The sequence below is a fragment of the Paludibacterium yongneupense DSM 18731 genome (assembly GCF_000422925.1).
Taxonomy (GTDB): Bacteria; Pseudomonadota; Gammaproteobacteria; order Burkholderiales; family Chromobacteriaceae; genus Paludibacterium; species Paludibacterium yongneupense.
In genome coordinates this window covers 52,303-69,140 of sequence record NZ_AUGZ01000028.1, presented here as the reverse complement: position 1 = coordinate 69,140, position 16,838 = coordinate 52,303, and the positions used below count along the sequence as shown (strand labels likewise).

The following is a 16,838-nucleotide window of genomic DNA, read 5'->3' as shown; positions in this document are numbered from 1 at the left end:
ACGGCAAGAAGACGGGCAACACCCCGGACGGCCGCCGTGCCGGCGAACCGTTTGCTCCGGGTGCGAACCCGATGAACGGCCGCGACGTGAAGGGCTTTGTGGCCGCCGGCGCTTCGGTAGCCAAGCTGCCGTACAACTCGGCGCTGGACGGCATCAGCTGGACCGCTTCGGCGACTCCGGATTCGCTGGGCCACACCGCCCAGGAACGTGCGCGCAACCTGGCGAACTGCCTGGACGGCTTCGCCGCCGCTAGCGGTTTCCACGTCAACGTGAACGTGTTCAACCGCGACACGCTGCTCGACGCGATGGAACACCCGGAAAAGTACCCGCAACTGACGATCCGCGTGTCGGGTTACGCGGTGAACTTCATCAAGCTGACGCGCGAGCAGCAGCTGGATGTGATCAACCGCACCTTCCACGCCAAGATGTAACAGGCGGGCAGGGTAGTCCCTTGTAAGAAGAACGCGGGGATCGCGGGCGCAAGCCTGCGGTCCCCGCGTTTTGCATGCCGCCCAGGCGTTCGCCGGTGCCGACGTTGTTCGCACGATGGTCTAGTGTTCCAAGTGGGGTCGTTAACCATGAGCTTATGCTGCCATGATGCAAGAACTGGCTTTACCCGATGTTTACCGTTTTCTTGAACCCGGTCCGGTGGTGTTGCTGACGACGGCGCAGAACGGAAAAATGAATGTCATGGCGATGTTGTGGCACATGATGGTCGAATTCGTTCCGCCGAGACTGGCGTGCGTCGTCAGTAATGGCGACTACAGTTTTGCTGCCATGCGCGCCGTGGGCGAGTGCGTCATTGCGATTCCTTCTGTCGAATCGGCTTCTGAAGTGGTGGCGGTGGGGAATGTGTCGGGGCGGGACGTCGACAAATTCAGTGCCTTCGGCTTGACTCCCGTCGCCGCCGGGCGGGTATCCGCCCCGCTCATCGAGGAGTGCTTTGCCAATTTCGAGTGCAGGGTCGTGGACGACAGTCTGGTCGAGGCCTATGGCATTTTTGTCCTTGAGGTTCTTGCGGCGTGGGTGGATCCGGAAAAGGAAAACCCCAAAACCCTGCATCATCATGGCTATGGCAAGTTCGTGGTCGATGGCAGGAGCATCCATCTGAAATCGAAAATGCCATGATGGGGCGTTCACCGCGGGACGGTAAATTTAGGATAAGTACATACTATTTATTTATATAATGATATGATGCATCGCACAGCCATGTCACGAAAGAGGGTCTGCGCATGAATTCCCGGCTTGCACGGCGTCATGTCGATGTTCTTGTAAAGCGGCTCACCGTGCTCATTGCCGGCGTACTGCTTCTTGCCGGCGGCGCCAGCGCCCGTCCCGCACTGCCTGCGCCATTGCATGCGATGGAGAAGCAGGGCTTCACCATCGTCGGCACATTCGAGGCCGCTGGCGGTCTGGTCGCCTGGGCGGGCTTCAAAGGGCAGAGCGCTGTTGCTTTCTACCTTACCCCTGATGGGCAGCATGTCATCGTCGGGCGCATGCTGGATGCGAACGGCAACGACGCTTCCGAAAGCGCGCTCAAGAGCGTCGTCGTGCCCGCCATGCATGAAGGTTTGTGGACGGATCTCGGCCGCAGTCGCTGGGTTGCCGACGGCAAGGCCGCCGCGCCTCGCGTCGTGTACGTTTTTACCGATCCGGATTGCCCATATTGCAACCGCTTCTGGACGGCGGCGAGGCCTTGGGTCGACTCTGGCAAAGTCCAGCTGAGGCATGTCATCGTCGGAATTCTCACGCCGCGGAGTCCCGGCTTGGCCGCCGCTTTACTGGCAGCCCAATCGCCATCCGCGGCCCTGGCCGCTCATGAGAGAACCTATCTGCAAGGCGAGACCCATCCCCTGAAGCGTATTCCGCACGACATTGAAGCACAGCTGGATGCAAACGCCGGCTTGATGGAGACTTGGGGCATGCAGGGTACGCCGGCCATTATCTGGCGTGATGCACGCGGTGGCGTTCGGATTCGCACCGGGATGCCCGACGCGGCGGGTTTGAATGCGATATTCGGAGCGCGCTGAGCCCGACGGCCTTCGCGTTCCGCGATGGCTTGAGTGGAGCTGTCCGCAGGGCCGTTGCCCGGAACACCCGATGCCGGCACTTTCATTCGACTCGCCGGCCATCATGAGTCCGCTTTCACGGGCGAGCTTCTGTAGGCGATTCTGGAGAATGGCGTATTCCTAGCTGCCCGAAACCCTAGGGTTGGTCGGTGAGCCGGGAAGACATGGCACAGCTGCCAGACGAAAACGCGCCTGCGCGGGTGGCATACAAAACGTCACCAACAGATCCCGGCAAATACATGGGGCAGCGCAACGGACTCTCAATTACCAAATGTTCGTATAATGTATATTATGTCAAATTATGGGTGTGCATGAGCTGATGCGCGGGAATCGGCTAAAATGGAGTTTCATGGTTATTCAGAGCACTGGAGCCCGGGATGGTGCATTGCCGTTATCCTCTTTGCCTTGCTGCGATGCTGAGCGTGCTCGCGTGCGCGTGCAGCAACGAGCAATTATACGCATCCGGCCAGGCATGGCAACGCAATGAGTGCAATCGAATGCCGGACTTGAGGCAGCGTGCGCAGTGTCTGCAGTCGAGTGAAACGTCAGAGAAAACCTACCGCCAGCAACGCGAGTCGATACCGGCGTCGGTGCCGTGACACGCCGGACAAGGCGTCGCCGTGGCATAATCCCGCAAAATTGCTACCCGGACCGTTTTCATGAAAATTGTCGTCATTTTTCCGACCGCCACCGAAGCTCGCGATTTTGCGCACCCGTCCGCTGACATCGTCATCGGCGGCGTCGGCCTGACCGCATCGGCCTATTCCACCCTGAAAGCCATTGAACAGCATCGTCCCGATGTGCTGATTCTGGCCGGTATTGCCGGCATGTATCCGGCTGCGCCGCTCAAGATCGGCGATACCGTCCTGGTCGCCAGCGAGTGCGAGGCCGATCTCGGATTTTTCACCCCCGACGGTTTCCGTCACTTGTCGCGGCTGGCCATCGACATGGATTTCGAGCCCCGGCATACGCTGGACTGCCCATACCTTCCGGCGCTATCGCCGTTTCCGCTGGCCAGCAGCTATTCGGTAAACGCGGCGCTTGCCCCGTTCATCGATACCAGCGGTATCGATATCGAGAACATGGAAGGTGCGGCTTTCTTTCATGTCTGCCGACAGGAAGGACAGCGCTTCTACGAGCTGCGCTCGATTTCGAATGTGGTCCGGCCCGGACACGACGACTGGGACCTCGATCTATCGGTTCGGCGGCTGGCCGAAGGACTGAAGCGCTTTATCGGACAGTTGCTGGACGGCCAGATCTGAACGACGGCGCCGAACGCGCCCTCCCCGCCTGCTGCGCACGCACGATGAGCGTGCCTGCCGTGCATCGGGCGGTGGATGCGGCGCGCGATGCGATCGACGGCATCCACCGCCCGAATGAACTGCCGGGGTAGACCGTGACGGCGATACGGCGCGCGGCCGCCCTGGCAGGACGGTCTGCCCGTTGCGACGATCAGGCCCTTTGAGTCCGCCAGGCGATCTTGCCGCTGCCGACTCCCGTCCCGAGCAGAACGACCAGGCAACCGGCCAGCATGTTCGCATTGACGGACTCGCCGAGAAAGAGCGCTCCCCAGAGTACGCCGAACACCGGAATCAAAAAAGTCACCGATGTCGCATACGCCGCCCCAACACGCTCTATCAGCCTGAAAAACAGGATATAGGCGATTCCGGTGCAAACGATGCCCAGCGCCGCCACGCACAGCCAGGTCGAAGGGGCGACCGCATGCGCGGGCCAGAACAGGGGCGCCAGCGGAAGCAGGACCAGGGCGGCGGACGCCTGACTGCCGAAGGCCAGAACGAAGGGACTGACGCCGGCGAGATGGCGCTTGGAATAGTTGGCCGCAAAACCGTAGGAAAACGTCGCGGTCAGGGCGGCCGCCACGGCCAGGGGCACGTCGATCGCGCCGCCTCCGAGCTTGTCGTGCACCAGCAGCAGAACGCCGCCCAGTCCGAGCACCAGCCCGGCCGTCTGCGCCCTGCTCAGCGGGATATTGAAACCGCCCCAGGCGATGAGCGCGGCCCATAGAGGGGTGGTGGCGTTGAGCACCGAATCGAAACCGGCATTGACATATAAGGTCGACCAGGCCAACAGACAGAACGGCAGGGCCGAATTCGTGAGTCCGACCAGAAAAACGGGCAAAGCCTTTTGCCGTAGCTGTTTACGCGCCTCGCGGGTTCGCATGACCGGCAGCAGGACCAGGGTGGCGATGCCGACCCGGCATGCGATCAGTGCGATCGCTCCGAGTTCGGGGGCGGCGATGCGCATGAACAGGAACGACGCTCCCCATATTGCAGCCAATAGCAATAACTCAAGCAGATTCATCGGACCCATCCTTTGCGCTCTCTTCGTGGCCGGCACGGCGCCGACCTCCCTGCATGCAAGGTAGACGCGCCCGACAGCGTCGCCACCCCGTCTCTTGCGGTTGAATTCGGCACCCTCATGCGAACGGCGTCGCAATGAAGGCCGGGTGGCGTTCCGCCTCGGAACCCCAGTCGCGCAACAGCGGGTAGTCGTCGATATTCACGATCTCGGGCAACATCTCATGTACAAAACGCCATGTCACGGCACTACTCACTCCGGCCTGGTCTAGCGCGGAAGTCGATGGCGCATGTCGGGCGAACTCGGCCTCCAGCCCGTCCAGAGCGGCGCCCAGTTGCAGGCGCACGCGCGCCAGCCAGGGGGCGTGTTGTTTGTCCGCCGGACGCAAGCGGGTCTCGTAAACGACCTGCACGGCCTTCTCCGAGCCCGCCAGGGCGAGACCGATCACGCGCAAGGTGCGTTGCCGGGCGGCCGGCTCGGTGGGCATCAGCGACAGCCGGCCTGCATTCAGGCTATCCAGATAGTCGAGAATCAGCGTCGAATCCATCAGCGCGCTGCCGTCGTCGCAGATCAGGGTCGGCGCCTTGACCACGGGGTTGAGGGTTCTGAATTCATCGAACCCGCCGAATACCGACAGGGAACGATGCTCGAAGGGGATGCCCATCAGGCGCATCGAGATGGCAACCCTACGCACGTAGGGGGAGTCCAGCATGCCGATCAACTGCATGGATCTATCCTTTCTTTTGCTCAGATGGATACGGTATTGAGGTGCAGTCGCGGCCGTAGCCGCGGCGATTGTGCTTCGGCGTACAATTCCAGTCGGCCGCAGCCCTCGATCAGGACCTTGCCGCGCGGCAGCAGCGCCGAGCGGCATGTTTCATCCAGGCAGATATCGCGACCGTTTACGGTCAGCCAGTGGCGACCGCTTGTCGCCAGAACGCGGCAGGGTTGCGCGAGCTGCAGGGCCAGTAGTTCATCTGCAGCCAGGACCAGCTTCAAAGAATGCGACATGGCGTATCTCCCTGGGCTTGGGCGCCGCCGTGCGACGCCGAACGAATTGGAGGGGGCGTTTCGCAAGGTCCGAAACCTTTCTGCGCGGCTGCGCTGGCGCAACTCGACAGTGCGCCCATGCTGCCTGCCCTCACCTATGCCGTAACTATAATGTTTTGCCGGCCGCAGAAAAATTGATATTAATTTGACATTTATGTTAGTTTTACTTACATGAGACCTCTCCCTCCCCTCTCAGCCCTGCGCAGTTTCGAAGCTGTCGCCCGCCTCGGCAGCGTCACGCTGGCCGCAACCGAACTGCATGTCACGCATTCGGCTATCAGCCAGCAGATCAAGCAGTTGGAAGAAATGCTCGGCGTCGTCCTGCTGCTGCGAGAGGGGCGCGGCCTGCGCTTGAGCGAAGATGGCCGCTTGTACGCGCTGCAAATCAGACTGGGTTTGGCCGAGTTAACCGAAGCTACCCGGTTGGTGCAGGCGCGCCCGCGGGAGGGCGAGCTGGTCATCGCCGTGCTGCCGTCTTTTGGCGCAAACTGGTTGTTGCCGCGCCTGCCGCGTTTTCATGCCCGTTTCCCCTCCTATCGCCTCAGCTTGCGTGCCAGCCTGGACATACAGGATCTGCGCCAGGGCCTGGTCGATGTCGGCGTGCGCATGGGGCAAGGTAATTGGGAGGGGCTGCAGCAGAAGAAACTGTTCGACGACGAACTGGTCATGGTCGCCTCGCCCACATTTAACCATGGGCGCTTGCCGCGCACCCCGACCGAGGTCGTCGCCGCGCCGGCGGTGCGGACGCCGGAGTCGTGGCTGGCCTGGTGCCAGGCGGCGGGTGTGGCCGAGCCGGCGCATGCCGCCCTCTGGATCAACGACTCCAATCTGGTGCTCGAAGCGGCGAAGTTGGGGCAAGGCGTCGCGCTGGAACGGCGCAGCATTGTCCAGGCCTCGCTCGACAACGGCAGCCTGTGTCAATTGACCGACATTACCGTTCCGTATGCGCATCCGCACTGGCTGGTCTGGCCGCAGCGCGAAAGCGCCCAGATCAAGCGCAACGATTTCATTCAATGGATAGAAGAAGAGGTCGCGCTGTATTTTGCGTCGCTACCCTCGAAATAGAGCAAGCCGCGCGGTGAGGTGTTGCCTGCGATGGCATTTCTGACATGGCGGCAGGCATGAGAAATGCGCACCTCTCGTTCGCGGCGAGCGGTGCGCATCGGTTCGGCGTCGCCCGGGGCGGCCGGGGTTACTGGCTGTCTGCCGGCAGTCCGAGCGTCCGTCCAGGGTAGCCTGCAACATCAAAATACCGGGTCGTGCCCACCCGTTGCGACTGGACGACGGTGACATGCCCCTCGGCATCGACGTCGGAACGCAAGGTCTGCGTCGTTGCACGCGGCATTTTGCCGTTGACCAGCGCTTCCGATAGTACGCGGCCGACCAGTTTGCCATGAGCCGGGATGTTCAAGTGCAGCAGATCGGCCACGGTCTTGCCGATGTCGGCGTTGCTGGCAGGGGCGGTGTCGACGAAATGGCGGCGGAATGCGGGGCCTGTCGCCGCCATGATGTTGCGCGTATCGGCGCGCGAGAAGCTGCCGTGCATGCCCTGCCCCTGCTGAAGTGCCGTGTCGGCTATCTCGACGCCGCAGGTGGTGGGGTCGGCGCAGCCGGTCGAGAAGGTGCGGAAGTTGACGGCAATGGCCGGCATGGGTGTCACCGCCGTTCCCCGCAGTGCGATGGCAGAGAGCGGCAGGGTGCCGGGGATGCGGCCAAGACTGTCGTCGACGAACAGTCCGCTGACATAGTCTTGCGCCGACAGTGCGGCGACGATCCGCGCGGCCAGCGCTTTGTCGCCCGTCGGCAGGTAGACCAGGTCGGAACCGCCATTGGAGGCGACGATCACGTCGGGGTGGGCCGGGTCGGCGCCGATCAGGCCGTTGCCGCGCGAGGGGTAGTGGTCGGCAGCCACGGGGGCGCCTTTGGCATCCGGGTCGTACAGATTGCTTCCCAGTGCATGTGCGATATCGATGGCGAGAAAGCCGGGCGGCAATTGCGCGGCGGTGACGTCGGCGTAGCGGCGGCCAGCCGCCCAGCTCGTCGCGCTTTCCTTGGAAATGGTCGAGAAGCCGTGATCCGACGTCACGATCACGTCGGTGCTGTCTTCCAGACCCTGTTGCTTGATTGCGGCCAGCAGGCTGGCCAGATTGTCATCGGCATTCTTGATCGCCGCCAGCGAGGTCGGGCCGTTGATCCCCGGCAGCAAGCGCCCAAGGCTGTCGCCCTGATTGTGCTGCGAGCCGTCCGGGTCCCGCGACCAGTACACCATTACAAAGGGTTTGTTGCGCGCCTTGAACAGGGGGAGGACCGCGCGCGTGGCCACCGCGGCGAAATACTGCTGTTGTACGATGTTGGCGGACGTCGTGCCGGGCGTCGTCGCATTGCCGGACGGGCCGTTGGCGCCGCGCGTCGGGGCCTGCGGGGCGAGGTGTGCTGCATCGAGGCGCTGCTTGAGCTCATCGGACAGCGGGATGCCTCCTGCGCGGCCGGTCATGTCGTCAACGACGATGGTGTGCTGGCCGCTGCGCTCGGTGTGATCGAAAATCAGCGCCGGACCGAGTTTGCCTATGGTCGCGGTGGAGTAGCCTGCCCCACGGGCGGCTTTGAGGATGGTTTCTTCGTTCAGGTAGTCGCCGGAAAAATGTTCGTCGACATCGCCGAGCACCGGGTCGCTTTCCAGAAACGGGGTCAGGCTGTCTCCCGCGCCGGGAACCTGGAACGCGGTGTAGATGGTGTTGCTGAAATCGCCGCTGTCGCCCAGCATGTGACCGGTTGCCATGGCCGAGGCGTTGGCCGTGGTAAAGGTCGGGAACAGCGAGTGGGTATTGCTGAAGCGTACCCCCTGGTTCATCAGTGCCGTCATGGTCGGCGCGGTGCGGGCGTTGACCATGCCCGGCCTGAGGCCATCGGCAACGAACAGGATGACGTTATGGACGGGTGTCTGCGCCATGGCTGGGCAGGCAACGGCCAAAAGTGCGGCGGCGAGCAATGAACGCATGCGGCGATTCCTCTATCAGTAGCAAAGTCAGTCGCTCACTGTAGCTCACGGGTATTTCATTGGCATGTCAGTTGCCGATGTACTTGCATCGGGCGGGGCGGCTCCATTGTCGCAAGGCAGGGAGAACGCAAAGGCTTGCGCCTGGTCACGCAGACTCGCATGAACGTAAAATCGCTGCGTGGTCGCGTGCGAGCGATGGCGAAGACGCTCCGCCGTCAGGTGGATGGGCACGCCGGCCTGTGCGGCATGCGAGGCCAGCGAATGGCGCAGCCAGTGGGTCGATGCCGCGTCCAGCCGTGCCGCCCAGCCTGGATTGATGGCCTCGGCCGCGCGGGCGGCCCGGGCGAAAAACCACTTCAGCGCGCTATAGATCTGCAGTCCCTCGACCGCCGTCTGCCCGTCCAGGCCCGTCACGATCGGCGTCGCGGTTTCATCGGCTGCGGGCAGGTCAGGCAGCGCGCGATAGCGGCGATAGCGCACCAGTGCGGTCAGGGCCTCGGAGTCGAGCGGAATATCGGCGACGGCCCCGCCCTTGCCTGCAATGCGCCACAGCCACATGCCATAGCTGAAATGGATGTGCGCCATTCTGGCATACGCCAGTTCGCTGCGTCGTGCGGCAGTGCGATACAGCCAGATCAGCAGAAAGCGCAGCCGCTCGGCGCGCGCGACCTGCTGCGGAGTCCGCGTCGGCAGCAGGTCCAGAAAATCCAGTGTCCAGCGCCAGAGCTCGGGTTCCAGCCAGCGCGGCATGCCGATACCGCCTGCTGCGTCCAGGCCCCCGCCGGCCCCGCCCAGGTCGCGTCCGCGCTGTTTTGTTCCCAGCAGGCGAAACGGGTTGCTGGCCAGATAGCTGGCGTTGACCAGGTAATCGAACAGGGTCTGCAATATCACTTTCGCCTGGCGTCGGCTCGATGCCTGCAGCGGTCCCTGGATCAGACGCCAGTGGGCCGGCCATTGCGCCGGCCGGACGGGTGCGGCCAGCCAGTCCAGGTAGAGGCGCAAATCATCGACACGCAGACTCGATACGGCCTTGCCGCGCAAGCTGACGGCCCATGCCATCAGCCGGATGGCTTCCTTGCGATAGGCGCGCCGGGTGTGCGGGTTCTCTATCGTGGCCAGCCAGGATTCGATTGCCGCGGCATCGTCGTCGGCGGCAATCTGGCGCCAGCCCCGGCCGCGCACCCGGTTCTCCCCGGCTTCGCCGCTGAGTTCCACCCAGTCGGCCAGCACCAGGCGGGAACGCAACTCGCTCATCTCCGGCAAACCTCCCCTCCCCTTGATACCGGTCATTTTTGGGCTCCTGTTCTGTCTTCGACCCACTATAACAGCAACGATTATGAATGTAATCATTGCTGTTTTGTGAACAATCATTCGTATATTACGTATTACATAAAATAAATTACAGAAAAATTTTTGCAGTCGGCGGCGGCGATAAAACCGGAAATGGCTATGTGTTCGACCGCAGTGCCGGGCAGCAGGTCCTGGCCGGGGAAGCGCAGCATGCACAACTGCGCAGCATGCACAACTGCGCGGCGACGCCAACGGATCGGCGACAGGTCGGACTCGCTGAAGGTGCAGTGTCGGATGAGCCCGTCTTGGTCATCGGGCAACGCGAGCAAGCTGCCGCGCCGCGGCGGAGAGGATCGAACGGCGGGGCAGGCGGTTTCCTTCTTCTTGAAAACGCAGGTTTGTGACAAGCCCGCCAAGGCAGCCGGCGCAGCACGGAAAATCAGGGCATTTGGATTCTCGAAAACAGTTCTTGAAATCCCATTCTCGATTGCACATCATCTCAACGAGATTCGATAAGCAAGGAAGCCCATGCGAGCGTCTGTTGTGCCCTACATGAAGCGCAGTGCGCTGCGCGAAGCGGTAAGCCGCTTCCGCACGGCGTGCCCGCGCCTCTTCGGTTCGGTGCCGCATGGCTCCGACCGGGATGCCAGCGACTCGATCTGCAGGCCGAAGCGCTGCCTGGCGCGAGGCTGTTCGACCTGGGCGGCCTGCGATACGAGGTCGAGCGCCCGCCGGGTCGCCACGGCGGATCGCATCGCCAGCTACAAGGGACGCAACTCGCAAGAATGCGCCTCCCTGAAAAAGCGCCTGCTGCGCCAGTGGGCTAGCAATGGAGCTCCATTCATGAATCCATCCAAAGTTGATCGATCACGTGTCCGCTGCTTGACTGACTTACCCAATGTCGGCAAAGAAACGGCCAAAGGCCTTCGATTGCTTGGTTATACCAAGCCCGAAGACATTGCTGGCGAGTGCCCGTTCGACATGTATGAACGGCTGTGTGAAATCACTGGCGTACGCCATGACCCGTGCGTAATCGACGTTTTTGTGTCGGTCACGGAGTTTCTCGACGGAAAGCCGCCACGTCCCTGGTGGGAATTCACCAATAGCAGGAAAGACCGACCCCGAAAGGCTCAATGAAATGAAATTTGGTTACACGATCATCTATGTCAATTCGGTTGCCGATGCGTTGGTGTTTTACGAGAAAGCCTTTGGGTTCAAATCCAGGTTCTTGCACGAATCAGGCGAGTACGGGGAGCTGGATACTGGTGCGACTGCACTTGCATTTGCATCCCTTGGACTAGCAGAGGCCAATTTCGGCGAGGCTTATCTCCCGGTAAATGCGGAAGCCGCAGCACCGGGGATTGAACTGGCGTTTGTAACCGATGACGTACCGGCGGCTTACCAGAACGCGATTGACTGCGGTGCGAGCCCCATTCGCGGCCCTGTCGAAAAACCGTGGGGCCAGATAGTTGCGTATGTGCGTTCCATTGAAGGAACTCTGATCGAACTGTGTTCTCCCATGGGCAGCTAGGATTGGCGCTATATGCTCATATCGAAATGCTGCGTGAAGGCGATACCCTGGTTGTCTGGACGCTCGACCGTCCGGGCCGATCGGTCAAGCAACGGGTTGATCCGGTCGGCAATCTGCACAAGCCAGGCTTCCAGTTCAGGAGTCTCACTGACTCCATCGACACCGGCACGCCGTCCGGCCGCTTCTTCTTCCACGCGATGGCCAGTCGCGCCGGGATGGAGCGCGAGCTGACCGTCGAGCGCGCCCGCGCGGGGCTGGACATCCGGTGGAGCATCCTGCCCGTGGCGCCCGATACGGCTCAGTCAAAGTTCCTGGGCGGAAATGACATGCAACGGTTTCGGGGTGGCTTTCGTGGCGCTCCATGCCGCATTGAAGTGATCAATCACCTGCTCTGCTCCGAGAGCGAATGCGCTGAAGGTCGTGTGCGCATCGCGGATGACGGTGACCTGATATCCGCGCGACACCGCATTGCGCAAGGTGCTGTCTAAACAAAAATCGGTGGCGCAGCCCCCCATCCAGATCGTACTGATTTCTTTATCCGTCAGCAGTCGGGCAAGATCGGTTTCGCAGAAGCTGTCTCCGTAGCGTTTGTAGATGCTGACATCGCCTTCGGCTCGGGCCAGGCCGGGATGAAGTTGCCAGGCTTCGGAGCCGCGTTGCAGCTCTTCTTCCTCGTGCTGGACAAAGATGACCGGGTAGCCGCGCTGGCGCGCCTTGGCGATGGCGAGGTTGAGGTTTTCAAGCACGGAGTCGAGGCGGGCTGCACGCAGTTCGCCCTCGACGACTCCCACCTGTACATCAATGATCAGCAAAGCGGTATCGGGCATGTATAGTCCTCGACGGGTAAGTGGGTAGCGATCCATTGCAGCGCAAGCATACTTAAATTGCATATCCGCTGCAATTGCACTGCTACGTCCTGCCCTCCTTGCGTGGTCTTTTGCGGCAGCTTAGACGGCCTCCCCTCCTGGCTCTTACTGTGGCGTAGTCGTCAACCATGAGAAGTCCGCGCCTGTCGCGCAGAGGGCACGGCCATGGCGTTGCTGCGGCGCCCCCTCGGATAAGAGGGTAAGTAGGCATCAAAAAAATCGATATGTTTTGCGTAAATTTTGCGTTATTAAATCGAAAACATATAAATCATACTGTTCTCATGGAAGCGAGGGCATATCGCCCGGCACGGAGAATACGACCATGATGCAATTCAGAAGAGCGGATGAGCGCGGACACGCGAACCACGGTTGGCTGGATAGTCACCATACGTTTTCGTTTGCCGATTATTACGATCCCGCCCACATGGGCTGGAGTGCGCTACGCGTAATCAACGACGATGTCGTGAGCCCGGACGGGGGATTTCCCACACATGCGCACCGCGAGATGGAAATCATCTCCTACGTTCTCGACGGCGCTCTGGAACATAAAGACAGCCTGGGAACCGGGTCGGTGATCGTGCCCGGCGATGTCCAGTTGATGAGTGCCGGCACAGGGATAGCGCATAGCGAATTCAATCATTCCGCGACGGAACAGGTGCATTTTCTGCAAATCTGGGTCCACCCCAAGCAATCGGGGCTCACGCCGGCTTATCAGCAACGGCACTATCCGGATACGGCCAAGCGCGGGCGCTTGCACCTGCTGGTATCGCCGGACGGGCGTGACGATAGCCTGCTCGTGCATCAGGACCTGTATCTGTACGCGGCTTTGATCGAGGGCAAAGAAAAGATAACGTGGACGCTTGAAGACGGGCGCAAAGGCTATCTGCATGTTGCGCGCGGCGAGGTCACACTCAATGGGCACGTCATGCGTGCGGGAGATGGCGTCAAATTGCAAGGTGCATTGCCGCTGGTGCTGGATGCGGGGCTTGCGGCTGAAATATTGCTGTTCGACTTGCCCGGCTGAGAGGCGGGAGTCCTTGGTACCCAAAAACGGCGCCGCAGTGGGCGCCGTTTTTGCGATCAATTGCGGTGGTCGCCGCCATTCTGGTCAATCCAGCGTGGATCTTGATGGTTGTCGTGGCGGCCATTGTCGTGGCGGCCATTGTCACGGTGGTCACCGTGATCGCCATGGTTTCCATGACCGTGTTCCTGCCTGTAGCGCGGGGCGTATTCGTGGTTGTACCACTGGTCTTGCACGAAAAATACGCGTTCGCCACAGGCGTGATATTGCCGGCAGTAGCGCTTCCAGTGGCGCGAATGCTCGGGCGGCACGCGCAAGTAGATCGGGGGACGGTCTTCCGGGACCGGAGTCACGAAGACCGGTTGCACATTAACGACCGGCGGCGGCGCAAAACCACCGATATCCAGACGTCCGTAGAATCCCGGCTGGCCTACGTTGATCGAAATACCGACATCGGCTGCCATTGCAGGAGCAGTGGCGATCGCTGCGAAGGCGGCGGAAATCAGAAAACGGTTCATGGCGTGTTCCTGTTGCGAGTGGTTCGTTGTCGAACGCATGAGGAATATCCCGGCGTCGCATTGAATGGGCACTGCTGAGAGATAAAAGCCTGGTCCAATGAGAATCATCCGGGAAAGCGGCAACTTATAGGATCGAACTTTGGCCGATTGCTGCCCGTTTGTCAAAGCTGAAATTTATAGTAAATGTGTTTTCGTTAACCGAAACAGGTGCAAACAGCCGTATGTGCAGCACATGGCCAACCCACCCTCGCGACACGCAAGGCGACGGGTTCGCACCACGGAGGGCTGTCTATCAGAGTTGGCCGGACGTTCCTTGTCGGCCTCATGCTTGATGCGCGTTCAGCGCTGTTTTCAGTCGCGATAGCGTGGGCGGTCGCCCGCAGCCATGGCCATGGCTGCGATGGGCAAATCGTCCGACAGGAGCATGGCGGCGTTCCAGGTGGCAACGTATTCGAGACCGTCGGCCACGCTATGGTCGCGGCTGAAGTTCAATACCTGCTTGCAGCCGCGTACGGCCAGCGGCGAGCGCGCGGCGATCTGGTGCGCGCAGGCCAGGGCCGCCGCCCGCAGCGCAGGCACATCGGGATAAATCCGGTTGACCAGGCCGATGCCCTGCGCTTCGATCGCGCCCACATCGCGCGCGGTCAGTACCATTTCCCTGGCCACCCCCTCGCCTACGATGCGCGGCAAGCGCTGCAAGGTGCCGATGTCCGCCACCATGGCCAGATCCAGCTCCCGCACCGAAAAAATCGCGTCCTGCGTCGCATAGCGGAAGTCGGCCGCCAGGGCGATATCCAGTCCACCGCCGAGACAAGCGCCGTGAATGGCGGCGATCACGGGTTTGCCACAGCGTTCGAGGGCGCTCGCAGTGGCTTGCAACTCGAGAATCAGGCGTCGCAGTTTTTCGCGCTTGCGTGCCTCGCAATCGTCCCGGATTGCCGCCTGCACCCCCATCAGCATCCCCAAGTCGATGCCGGCGCAAAAATGACGCCCTTCACCGGCCAGCACGATGACGCGTACTTCGGCCATCTCGTCGCAGCTCTCCATCGCGGCGCGCAGCTCCTGCCACAGCGTATCGTCGAGCGCGTTGGCTTTATCGGGACGGTTAAGGCTGATGATGGCAATGCCGTCGCGCAGTTCGAAATGAATCGATCGAAATTGCATCGGGTGTCTCCACGTTTTGGGTATCGAGGCCCGGGCCCTATTGCAAGCGCCGAATCCGATAACGGGTCTGGCCATGCCGTGCAGCGACGACAGCAGTCGCCGCCAGGCTCCGGATCGAGTCGCGTCCATCGCTCTGCGGCGGAGCCGGCGGACTGTCTGCCGTGCGCTAGCCGGGGCTGGCGACGTGAATCGGCTTCTGCCCTGTGATCACCCATCCGCGCAAGGCATGGCGACGGGCGGGTGAGTCAGCCCTCGACGGGGAGGCTCAAGGCCTGTTGCCCGCGTTCCGGCAAGGCAGGGGCGATGCCAAGCAATGTCTTCAATTGATATTTCAGGGTGCCCAGCAGCTCCGCGTCGACCCTGGCCAATTGCAAGCCACCCTGCAAGGCTGAAAACATGACCGCGCCCATTGCTTCGGCGCTCCCGGCGTAGTGGAAAACGCCGCCGTCGCGTCCCTGTCGGGCGATGGCCACCGACCAGGCACGCATCTCCTCGATGAAAAGGGCGGCTTCGTCCTGCATTGCGCAAGGCAGGGTGTGAAACTCGGTCGATAGAATGCCGCTCGGGCAGACCTGGCGATGCCGGCGATAGTAGCTGTCCGTCAATTCGAAATACGCATCCAGCCGCGAGGCGGCATCGAGGTCGGCCTGGGCTTCGGTGAAACGGCGAAAACGGCGACGGTAGCGCTGGATCAATTCGATGCCGAGGTCGGTCTTGTGTGGAAAATGGTAATGAATAGCGGCATTTTTCACCCCCAGCTCGCCGCTGATCGCCTGATAGCTGAAGCCGTTGAACCCCCGGGTCAGCAAGAGTGTCTCGGCGATATCCAGGATGCGTTTGCGGGTGTCTCCGCGCGGGTCGGTGTCGGGTGCCATGCGCCGACTCTACTTACTGCTTGGTAAGCTGTCAATGCTTGTGGCATGTCCTTGCGGCCGGTGTCTGCGTCGAGGCAACAGACGCCCGGCCCGACATTTGCTTTTCACAGACGTCCGCCAGCCAAGCGAATAGAATACCGGACATAAAAACAGTCAAGACAAGCATTCGTCTACGAGGGTGAAATCGTGAAAGTTTCAGTGATAGGGATGGGTGCCGTCGGCACCGAACTGGTCGGTTGCCTGCTGCATATGTCGGAAGCGACCGAGATCGTGGCCGTGGATAAATCGCGCGAGAAATCCGAAGCCGAAATGTGGGATTTTGCGCATACGACGGCCTTTACGTACGCAAAGAATCCCGACCTGGTGGTTGGCGATTATGCCGATACCGCCGGCAGTGATGTCGTTGTCATTACCGCGGGGGCTCAGATACAGAAGGGGCAGTCGCGGGATGCGATCGTGCGCGAGAACGCCGTGCTGATCCAGCCTGTCATCGCCGCCGTCGAACGCTATTCGCCCGAGGCGGTCGTCATCATCGTGACCAATCCGGTCGATGTCATCACCCAGGTCGCCCTGCACCATTCCGGCTACCCGCGCACACGTCTGATCTCGGCCGGCACGCTGGTAGATTCGGCCCGCTTCATGCGCATCCTCAGCGATCACGTCAAGATCGACCCGAAGAACATTTTCGGCTATGTGCTGGGCGACCACGGCGCCAGTTGTTTCATCCCGTGGAGCATCTGCAACGTCTGCGGACTGGATGTCGACAGCTATTGCGAACTCAATGGCCTGCCGCCCATCGACAAGACGGCGATCCGCCAGCGCGTGATCGATGCCGGTTTCGAGATTTTCAACCGCAAGGGCAACACCAATCACGGCATTGCGGCCGGCGTTTTTCGTATCATCCGCGCGATCGAGGCCAATGAACGCTCCGTCCTTCCCGTCGGCGTCATGCTGCAGGGCGAATATGGCTTTGATGACGTGGTGGTCAGTGTGCCCTGCGTCATCGGCCGGCATGGCGTAGACCGGATTCTCAGTTACCGCTTCACCGAGGATGAGACGCGGGCTTTCGAACGTTCGGAGGCGCACTTGCGTTCGATGATCGCCGTAGCGCACGATCTGTGACGGTCGCCGAGATGC

18 protein-coding genes and 2 pseudogenes are annotated in these 16,838 nt (G+C 61.3%); 10 read left to right on the top strand and 10 right to left on the bottom strand.

Going from position 1 to position 16,838, the window contains the following annotated elements:
- From G520_RS23975 to G520_RS0110735, 4 genes are all read left to right on the top strand, one after another.
- The coding region (locus tag G520_RS23975; protein ID WP_156876921.1) for a glycine radical domain-containing protein at positions 1-431 on the top strand (431 nt) is incomplete at its 5' end.
- Positions 432-594: 163 nt separating this feature from the next.
- Positions 595-1,128 (top strand): flavin reductase family protein, encoded by a 534-nt coding sequence (locus tag G520_RS0110745; RefSeq protein ID WP_211222806.1) that lies wholly within the window; start codon positions 595-597, stop codon positions 1,126-1,128.
- A gap of 104 nt (positions 1,129-1,232) precedes the next feature.
- A complete protein-coding gene (gene dsbG / locus G520_RS0110740; protein ID WP_051229323.1) occupies positions 1,233-2,030 on the top strand; it encodes a thiol:disulfide interchange protein DsbG in 798 nt (265 codons plus the stop codon).
- Between the two features lie 698 nt (positions 2,031-2,728).
- Positions 2,729-3,331 carry a phosphorylase family protein gene (locus G520_RS0110735; protein ID WP_028535665.1) on the top strand — a complete coding sequence of 201 codons (603 nt, stop codon included), beginning with the start codon at positions 2,729-2,731 and terminating at the stop codon, positions 3,329-3,331.
- A gap of 190 nt (positions 3,332-3,521) precedes the next feature.
- Here the strand turns inward: G520_RS0110735 and G520_RS0110725 are convergent, their stop codons facing one another.
- The 3 genes from G520_RS0110725 to G520_RS22430 all read right to left on the bottom strand — a co-directional run bounded on the left by G520_RS0110725 (position 3,522) and on the right by G520_RS22430 (position 5,399).
- Positions 3,522-4,391, bottom strand: a complete 870-nt coding sequence (locus G520_RS0110725) for a DMT family transporter (RefSeq protein WP_028535664.1) — start codon at positions 4,389-4,391, stop codon at positions 3,522-3,524.
- A gap of 115 nt (positions 4,392-4,506) precedes the next feature.
- Positions 4,507-5,115, bottom strand: coding sequence for a glutathione S-transferase (locus tag G520_RS0110720; RefSeq protein WP_028535663.1), 609 nt, complete (start codon positions 5,113-5,115; stop codon positions 4,507-4,509).
- A 20-nt stretch (positions 5,116-5,135) separates the two neighbouring features.
- Positions 5,136-5,399 carry a hypothetical protein gene (locus G520_RS22430; RefSeq protein ID WP_051229322.1) on the bottom strand — a complete coding sequence of 88 codons (264 nt, stop codon included), beginning with the start codon at positions 5,397-5,399 and terminating at the stop codon, positions 5,136-5,138.
- A gap of 210 nt (positions 5,400-5,609) precedes the next feature.
- Here G520_RS22430 and G520_RS0110710 point away from each other — a divergent pair, with 210 nt between their 5' ends.
- A complete protein-coding gene (locus tag G520_RS0110710; RefSeq protein ID WP_028535662.1) occupies positions 5,610-6,503 on the top strand; it encodes a LysR substrate-binding domain-containing protein in 894 nt (297 codons plus the stop codon).
- Between the two features lie 127 nt (positions 6,504-6,630).
- On the opposite strand, the gene G520_RS0110705 is transcribed toward G520_RS0110710, so the two are convergent.
- The 3 genes and pseudogenes from G520_RS0110705 to G520_RS24925 form a co-directional block, all read right to left on the bottom strand.
- Positions 6,631-8,436, bottom strand: a complete 1,806-nt coding sequence (locus G520_RS0110705) for an alkaline phosphatase family protein (RefSeq protein ID WP_028535661.1) — start codon at positions 8,434-8,436, stop codon at positions 6,631-6,633.
- A gap of 45 nt (positions 8,437-8,481) precedes the next feature.
- Positions 8,482-9,726 (bottom strand): tyrosine-type recombinase/integrase, encoded by a 1,245-nt coding sequence (locus tag G520_RS22425; protein WP_246542649.1) that lies wholly within the window; start codon positions 9,724-9,726, stop codon positions 8,482-8,484.
- A gap of 194 nt (positions 9,727-9,920) precedes the next feature.
- A pseudogene (locus tag G520_RS24925) lies at positions 9,921-10,095 on the bottom strand (DUF4158 domain-containing protein); the annotation flags it as partial.
- 159 nt (positions 10,096-10,254) lie between these two features.
- Here G520_RS24925 and G520_RS25820 point away from each other — a divergent pair.
- The 3 genes and pseudogenes from G520_RS25820 to G520_RS24430 form a co-directional block, all read left to right on the top strand.
- The gene (locus tag G520_RS25820; RefSeq protein ID WP_281424348.1) at positions 10,255-10,863 is read left to right on the top strand and encodes a helix-hairpin-helix domain-containing protein; all 609 of its coding nucleotides are present in this window, start codon (positions 10,255-10,257) and stop codon (positions 10,861-10,863) included.
- Between the two features lies 1 nt (position 10,864).
- A complete protein-coding gene (locus G520_RS0110680) occupies positions 10,865-11,257 on the top strand; it encodes a VOC family protein (RefSeq protein ID WP_028535658.1) in 393 nt (130 codons plus the stop codon).
- A 26-nt stretch (positions 11,258-11,283) separates the two neighbouring features.
- Positions 11,284-11,457: pseudogene (locus tag G520_RS24430) on the top strand (recombinase family protein); the annotation flags it as partial.
- A gap of 102 nt (positions 11,458-11,559) precedes the next feature.
- Here the strand turns inward: G520_RS24430 and G520_RS0110670 are convergent.
- Positions 11,560-12,084: a cysteine hydrolase family protein gene (locus G520_RS0110670; RefSeq protein WP_028535656.1), complete on the bottom strand. Its 525-nt coding sequence runs from the start codon at positions 12,082-12,084 to the stop codon at positions 11,560-11,562.
- Between the two features lie 361 nt (positions 12,085-12,445).
- Between G520_RS0110670 and G520_RS0110665 the strand changes: the two genes are divergently transcribed.
- On the top strand, positions 12,446-13,147 hold the full coding sequence (locus G520_RS0110665) for a pirin family protein (RefSeq protein WP_028535655.1): 702 nt from the start codon (positions 12,446-12,448) through the stop codon (positions 13,145-13,147).
- Between the two features lie 56 nt (positions 13,148-13,203).
- Here the strand turns inward: G520_RS0110665 and G520_RS0110660 are convergent, their stop codons facing one another.
- The 3 genes from G520_RS0110660 to G520_RS22415 all read right to left on the bottom strand — a co-directional run bounded on the left by G520_RS0110660 (position 13,204) and on the right by G520_RS22415 (position 15,701).
- Positions 13,204-13,662, bottom strand: coding sequence for a hypothetical protein (locus G520_RS0110660; RefSeq protein ID WP_028535654.1), 459 nt, complete (start codon positions 13,660-13,662; stop codon positions 13,204-13,206).
- A gap of 351 nt (positions 13,663-14,013) precedes the next feature.
- Complete coding sequence (locus G520_RS0110655; protein ID WP_028535653.1) at positions 14,014-14,826, bottom strand: crotonase/enoyl-CoA hydratase family protein; 813 nt, start codon at positions 14,824-14,826, stop codon at positions 14,014-14,016.
- A 245-nt stretch (positions 14,827-15,071) separates the two neighbouring features.
- Positions 15,072-15,701, bottom strand: a complete 630-nt coding sequence (locus G520_RS22415) for a TetR/AcrR family transcriptional regulator (RefSeq protein WP_051229321.1) — start codon at positions 15,699-15,701, stop codon at positions 15,072-15,074.
- Positions 15,702-15,887: 186 nt separating this feature from the next.
- On the opposite strand from G520_RS22415, the gene G520_RS0110645 reads away from it, so the two are divergent.
- On the top strand, positions 15,888-16,823 hold the full coding sequence (locus G520_RS0110645; protein ID WP_028535652.1) for a lactate/malate family dehydrogenase: 936 nt from the start codon (positions 15,888-15,890) through the stop codon (positions 16,821-16,823).
- Positions 16,824-16,838: the final 15 nt, after the last annotated feature.